The 6,136-nt window shown below is 67.9% G+C and carries 9 protein-coding genes and 1 tRNA gene; 2 read left to right on the plus strand and 8 right to left on the minus strand.

Annotated features, from left to right (window positions below):
- Positions 1-100: 100 nt before the first annotated feature.
- Positions 101-1,213 (minus strand): S-(hydroxymethyl)glutathione dehydrogenase/class III alcohol dehydrogenase, encoded by a 1,113-nt coding sequence (locus Q0U08_RS16720; RefSeq protein WP_298092737.1) that lies wholly within the window; start codon positions 1,211-1,213, stop codon positions 101-103.
- Between the two features lie 98 nt (positions 1,214-1,311).
- On the opposite strand from Q0U08_RS16720, the gene Q0U08_RS16725 reads away from it, so the two are divergent.
- Positions 1,312-1,515 (plus strand): DUF2945 domain-containing protein, encoded by a 204-nt coding sequence (locus tag Q0U08_RS16725; RefSeq protein WP_298092738.1) that lies wholly within the window; start codon positions 1,312-1,314, stop codon positions 1,513-1,515.
- A 51-nt stretch (positions 1,516-1,566) separates the two neighbouring features.
- Positions 1,567-1,869 carry an SWIB/MDM2 domain-containing protein gene (locus Q0U08_RS16730; protein WP_174236620.1) on the plus strand — a complete coding sequence of 101 codons (303 nt, stop codon included), beginning with the start codon at positions 1,567-1,569 and terminating at the stop codon, positions 1,867-1,869.
- 122 nt (positions 1,870-1,991) lie between these two features.
- Here the strand turns inward: Q0U08_RS16730 and Q0U08_RS16735 are convergent, their stop codons facing one another.
- The 7 genes from Q0U08_RS16735 to Q0U08_RS16765 form a co-directional block, all read right to left on the minus strand.
- Positions 1,992-2,831 carry a MipA/OmpV family protein gene (locus Q0U08_RS16735; RefSeq protein WP_298092739.1) on the minus strand — a complete coding sequence of 280 codons (840 nt, stop codon included), beginning with the start codon at positions 2,829-2,831 and terminating at the stop codon, positions 1,992-1,994.
- Positions 2,832-3,251: 420 nt separating this feature from the next.
- Positions 3,252-3,716 carry a hypothetical protein gene (locus Q0U08_RS16740; protein ID WP_298092740.1) on the minus strand — a complete coding sequence of 155 codons (465 nt, stop codon included), beginning with the start codon at positions 3,714-3,716 and terminating at the stop codon, positions 3,252-3,254.
- A gap of 32 nt (positions 3,717-3,748) precedes the next feature.
- Positions 3,749-3,825 (minus strand) — tRNA-Arg (locus Q0U08_RS16745).
- A gap of 47 nt (positions 3,826-3,872) precedes the next feature.
- On the minus strand, positions 3,873-4,316 hold the full coding sequence (locus Q0U08_RS16750) for a DUF1178 family protein (protein WP_298092741.1): 444 nt from the start codon (positions 4,314-4,316) through the stop codon (positions 3,873-3,875).
- Complete coding sequence (locus Q0U08_RS16755) at positions 4,313-5,140, minus strand: carbon-nitrogen hydrolase family protein (RefSeq protein ID WP_298092743.1); 828 nt, start codon at positions 5,138-5,140, stop codon at positions 4,313-4,315. Before Q0U08_RS16755 ends, Q0U08_RS16750 begins: the two co-directional genes overlap by 4 nt.
- Positions 5,137-5,394 (minus strand): glutaredoxin 3, encoded by a 258-nt coding sequence (gene grxC, locus Q0U08_RS16760; protein WP_298092744.1) that lies wholly within the window; start codon positions 5,392-5,394, stop codon positions 5,137-5,139. The genes Q0U08_RS16755 and grxC overlap by 4 nt, the downstream gene beginning before the upstream one ends.
- A 32-nt stretch (positions 5,395-5,426) precedes the next feature.
- Positions 5,427-6,113, minus strand: coding sequence for a ComF family protein (locus Q0U08_RS16765; RefSeq protein WP_298092745.1), 687 nt, complete (start codon positions 6,111-6,113; stop codon positions 5,427-5,429).
- Between the last annotated feature and the right edge of the window lie 23 nt (positions 6,114-6,136).

Raw genomic sequence — 6,136 nt, forward strand, 5'->3', positions numbered from 1 at the left:
TCGATCACCCCCTCGAGCGCCCCCACCACGCCCAGGATCGCATCATAGAAGCGCTTGGCCTCGGCGATGTCGTTCGCCCCCAGCACGACATGGCTGAACATCAGTACACGACCACCGAGCGGATGCTCTCGCCCGCATGCATCAGGTCGAAGCCCTTGTTGATCTCATCCAGCGACAGCACATGCGTGATCATCGGGTCGATCGCGATCTTGCCGTTCATGTACCAGTCGACGATCTTGGGCACGTCCGTCCGCCCCTTGGCGCCGCCGAACGCGGTACCGCGCCAGTTGCGCCCGGTGACGAGCTGGAACGGCCGCGTGGAGATTTCCTTGCCCGCCTCGGCCACGCCGATCACGATCGAGGTGCCCCAGCCGCGGTGGCAGCATTCCAGCGCGGTGCGCATCACCTCGGTATTGCCCGTGCAGTCGAAGGTATAGTCCGCACCACCATCGGTCAGCGCGGCGACCGCGGCGACCATCTCCTCGCGGCTTTTCCCCCGCGCATCGATGAAATCGGTCATGCCGAACTGCCGGCCCCAGCTTTCGCGCTCTGGATTCAGGTCGACGCCGACGATGCGGTTCGCCCCCACCATCCGCGCGCCCTGGATGACGTTCAGGCCGATGCCGCCCAGCCCGAAGACCACGACATTCTCGCCCGCCTGCACCTTGGCGGTGTTGGTCACCGCGCCCACGCCCGTCGTCACGCCGCAGCCAATATAGCAACTCGTCTGGAACGGCGCGTCCTCGCGGATCTTCGCCACCGCGATCTCGGGCAGCACGGTGAAGTTGGAAAAGGTGGAACAGCCCATATAGTGAAAGATCGGCTGCCCCTTGTAGCTGAACCGCGTGGTGCCGTCGGGCATCAGACCTTTCCCTTGCGTGGCGCGGATCGCGGTGCACAGGTTGGTCTTGCCCGACAGGCACGACTTACACTGGCGGCATTCGGGGGTGTAGAGAGGGATCACATGATCGCCGGGCGCCACGCTGGTCACGCCCGCGCCCACCTCGCGCACGATGCCGGCGCCCTCATGGCCCAGCACGCTCGGGAACAGCCCCTCGCTGTCCAGCCCGTCCAGCGTATAGGCGTCGGTGTGGCAGATACCCGTCGCCATGATCTCGACCAGCACCTCGCCGGCCTTGGGGCCTTCCAGGTCCAGTTCCACGATCTCCAGCGGCTTCTTCGCCTCGAACGCAACGGCGGCACGGGTCTTCATCGACAATCTCCTTGAGGCCCCGCCCTAACGCCGCTTGGGGGCGCCATGCAACCAACCGGGCCTCCCCGCCATTGACGCACCGCTACAGGAGACGATCCATGACGACGTTCAAGAAGGGCGACGAGGTGACCTGGAAAAGCCATGGCGGCACCGCGCACGGCACCGTCGAGAAGAAGGTGACCAGCGACACCAAGATCAAAGGCCATCAGGTCCGTGCCTCCAAGGACGAGCCGCAATACATTGTAGAGAGTGACAATGGCGGAAAGGCGGCGCACAAGGCGGGAGCGCTCCATAAGGCGTGATTCACACGCCCCCCGGACAAGGGGGACCGCTAGAGAATAGGAAGGACAGAGATGGCCACTGCCAAGCAGGAAGCCGGCGCCAAGAAGGCCGCGACGAAGCAGACCAACGAGGGCACGGGCATCCACGCCCCGGTCCAGCCGTCCGAGGAACTGGGCGCCATTGTCGGCAACGACAAGCTGCCGCGCAGCCAGGTGATCAGCAAGGTCTGGGACTATATCAAGTCCAACAACCTGCAGAACCCTGAGAACAAGCGCGAAATCCTCGCCGACGACAATCTGAAGAAGGTGTTCGGCAAGGACAAGGCGACGATGTTCGAGATGAACAAGTTCATCTCGGCCCATCTGAAGAAGTAAGAAACGTCGGGGGGCTCCGCCGCATGGCAGAGACCCCCGGCTTCTCCGCGCTAAGAGCCCGTTTGGAAACTCGCGAAAGAGCGAGTTTCACGGCGTGCCTCCAGCACCTTTCCAAACAGCCTCTATAATCCGAACCGGAAGCCGTACCCCACGCCCAGCGTGAACTGCGCGCGCCGTCCCCGCTCGCGTACCAGCGGCGAATCGCCTGCCGCCTCGCCCAGCCGCTCCAGGCTCCCGAACACGGTGATCGCGCTGCGCCGGTCCAGCGGATGCACCATCGACCCGCCGACGCCGTAGGACAGCACCCCGCCATCCGCATCGTAACGGGCAAGCCCGGTGCGCAGCGACTGGCCCGCATCCACCCCGAAATAGGTCTGCATGAAATCCGTGCTGGCAAGCGTCGCGCGTGGCCCGAAGCGCACGATGCTCCGCCTCAGCCGCGCCCGGTAGCAGGCGCCGATATCCGCGACCACCCCCTGATGCCCGCCAAAGCCCTGCCGCACCTCGCCGCGCACGCTCCATTGCCGGGTGGTCCCGAACGCCTTCTCGATGAAACCGCCAGCCTCTCCCGCTGCCTTGACGTTGCCCATGCCGACCAGCGCATCGCTACCGCCCGCGATCAGGAAGGGAGACCCGCCATCGCGCTCGTCGCGCCCGAAACGGATCTTCACCAGCGGCCCGGCGCGCCACCCGCCATCGTTCACCGCATTCCACCCGATCCCGTCCGGCACGGACGCGAACAGCACGTCGCGGTAATTGACGCGAAGATCCGGAAACACCGACAGCGACACGTCGCGCGATCCCAGCCACGCCGGGCTCACCACCGGCGCGGCGCCGATGGTGATGCTCCACCCCTCGGGCTGCGCCGGCGGTATCCGCGCCGGCGCCGCTTCCGGTCGCGACTCTTGTGCCTGCACCGGCCCGGCCAGCAACGCCGCCGCGATCAACCCCATTCCACGCATCACCATCATCCCCGATCAGCAGAGATCGAGGATACTGCCCCCTCGACAACGAGATAGCGATAGCGGCTCAGCCAACCGCGCCGGCCGCCCGACATACCACTTGCCCGTTAGTGCCGCGCCAACGACACAAACCGACTCCCCACCCGTTCGTCTCGAGACCCCCCACGTCCGTTCGTCTCGAGTAGCCGTCGAGTAGCAGCGTAGCTGCGTATCGAGATGAACAGGTGAACATGCTCCCAGCATGTTCAGGATCGTCCGGGGGACGATCCGACCTGCTCATCGTATCGAGAGACAGGTTGGCGCACCGGCGATGACTCGGCACGGAGGGGTTAGGTGCCCTGACACAGCACCTGGAGCAAGCTACGTTAAATCTGATCCAGCACGAACGGGGGCAGCGGGTCCGATATTGCGTCTGACGCTCTAACGCAGATCCAGTTCCAGCGGCTTGCGCGCAGCGCGCTTCGCCGGCGTCGGGCTCGCCTTCGCCACCGGCGGCCGAACCGCACGCGCCGCCGTTCGCGGCGCAGGAGACGGCATCGCCACCGGTGCCGGCTCGGGCTTTGCCACCACCCCCGCCTCGACCCGCGCCAGCCGATCCGCGACCAGCGTCGCATCCAGCATCTGCCGCGTGTCGCGCAGCGCCGCCACCTCGCGCTCCAGCGCATCGATCCGGGCCGCCATCATCTTCCACCGCACGGCATCTTCGGTGTCGGCGACCATCGCCTGCGCGGCCTTTTCCTGCCGCGCCCGCTCGGCCCGGTCCGCCGCATCCAGGCGCGCGGTATCGTAATCCGCGCCCGGCGCCCGTTCGCAACCGCCCAGCATCGCCCCAAGCATCGTCACCGCCACCAGCATCACGACAGGCAACGGCACCAATGGTCGCATCGCGGCAGCATCCGACTGATGGGAAAGGAAGGTGGTGACCCCGACTGGATTCGAACCAGTGGCCCCCAGATTAGGAATCTGATGCTCTATCCGACTGAGCTACGGAGTCACGCCGCGTCCTGATACAACCGCCATCGATGGCGGTCCAGTAGGCGTTCAGTTCAACTGCTTGGGCGGCGCCACCGGCAAGGGCAACGGCGCGATCGGCACACCCTCCTCGACCAGCGCCCTGGCCTCCGCCAGACTGGCCTGCCCATGGATCACCGTCTCGCTTGCCTCGCCGGCGTGGATCGCCCGCGCCTTTTCCGCAAAGGCGGTGCCCACCCAGGTCGAGGATTCCAGCGCCTTGGCCTGCGCGGCCGCCAGCATCTTCAGCGCCGCCTTCACCCCATCCGGCGATGGCGGGTTCCGGGACGGTTCCGGGCGCTGGTTGCCCTTGGCGGCGATCTGCGGTGCCATCACCGCCTTCTGAATATCCGCATCGTCGCATAGCGGGCAGCGCACCTGCCCCGCCTCGCGCTGCGCGGCGTAATCGGCGGACGATCCGAACCACGCCTCGAACACATGGCCGCCGCCGCAGCGCAGGTCGAACACGATCATGCGGGCACGACCTGCACGGCGGGGATCGGCCGTCGATGCGACAGCGCCGGCACGCGGGCCCGCACCTCGGCGGTGCGCGTCGCGTCGATCTCGGCAAGGCCCAGCCCCGCCGCCTCGCCCAGATCCAGCAGCACCTCGCCCCAGGGATCGACCAGCAGCGAATGGCCATAGGTCGCCCGGCCATCGTCATGCAGCCCGGCCTGCGCCGCCGCCACCACATGCACCCCCGCCTCGATCGCCCGCGCCCTGAGCAGGATGTGCCAGTGCGCCGCGCCCGTCGGCCGGGTAAACGCGGCGGGCACGCTGATCACCGTCGCCCCCGCCTCGGCAAGTGCCGCGAACAAGGCCGGGAACCGCAGGTCGTAACAGATGGCAAGGCCCAGCCGCCCTACCGGCGTATCGACCGCGACCGCCGCCTCACCCCCGGCATAGCGCGCCGATTCGCGCCAGCGCTCGCCGGTCGGCAGGTCGACATCGAACAGGTGCATCTTGTCGTATCGCGAGCGCACCACGCCGCGATCGTCGATCACGAAGCCGCGATTGGCATAGCGGCCATCGTCGCGCCGCACCGCCAGCGATCCCAGATGCACCCAGACGCCATGTTTCGCCGCCGCCTCGCGCGTCACGGCCAGCACCCGGTCCTCGTCCTCCGTGACGATCGCCGCGGCGGCGCGCGCCGGATCCTGGTCGAGCAGCCCCGACATTTCCGGCGTGAACACCATGGCGGCGCCCTCCGCCCGGCTCGCCGCGATCGCATCGGCGACTGCGCGCGCATTGACGGCGGGATCGATCCCGCTCGTCATCTGGAGAACGCCGATCCTCATGCCGCCAGCAGCGGATCCAGTCCTCCCCGCCGGTCCAGCGCCGCCAGATCGTCCGAGCCGCCGATATGGCGCCCGTCGATGAAAACCTGCGGCACGGTGGTGCGCCCGTTGGCGCGCTGGATCATCTCCGCACGCCGGGGGCCGCCCATCGTGATGTCGACCTCCTCGGGTTCGACGCCCTTGGAGGCGAGCAGCGACTTGGCGCGCGTGCAATAAGGACAGAACGCCTTGGTGTAGATTTCGACCTTTGCCATGTCCCGACAGGTGTGGATGCCGGCCGGGCTTGTCAATCATCCTCTGCCAGCACGCGCGCCCAGCACAGCAGCGTCACCGAGGCAGCGCCTGCCGCCAGCAAGGCCTGCGCGCACGCATCCGCCGTCGCGCCCGTGGTATGCACGTCATCGACCAGCACCACCCGCCGCCCGGTCACGGCCGCCCGGTCCACCACCCGGAACGCACCCCGCGTCACCCGCGCCCGGCCTTTGCGCCCCAGCCCGCGCAGCAGTGGCGTGCGCCGCCACCGCACCAGTGCCCCCGGCACATGGTCCACCCCCGTCGCCTTCGAGAGCGCCTGCCCCAGCAGCGCCGCCTGGTTGAACCCGCGCGCCCATAGCCGCCAGCGGTGCAGCGGCACCGGGATCAGCACGTCCGCCCCTGCCGGCATCCGCGCCACCATCAGCCGCGCCATCGTCTCGGCCAACCCGATCCGCCCGCCATGCTTCAGCTTGACCGGCAGCATCCGCGACACCGGTCCATACGCCACCACCGCGCGTATCCCCGCCAGCCGCGGCGGCCGCGCGATGCACGCCGCGCACCGCGCGCCCACGCCCCTGTCATGCCCGAACGGCCGATCGCATCCCGCACACGCCGGCGTCCCCAGGAAGCGCAATCCGCACCAGCAGGTGGCGCAAAGCCGGTGATCCGCTTCCACCACCGCCCCGCATGCCGGGCAGCGTCTGTCTCTTATACACATCTCCGAGCCCACGAGACGTAGAG

It is taken from the genome of uncultured Sphingomonas sp., assembly GCF_946477935.1.
GTDB lineage: Bacteria > Pseudomonadota > Alphaproteobacteria > Sphingomonadales > Sphingomonadaceae > Sphingomonas.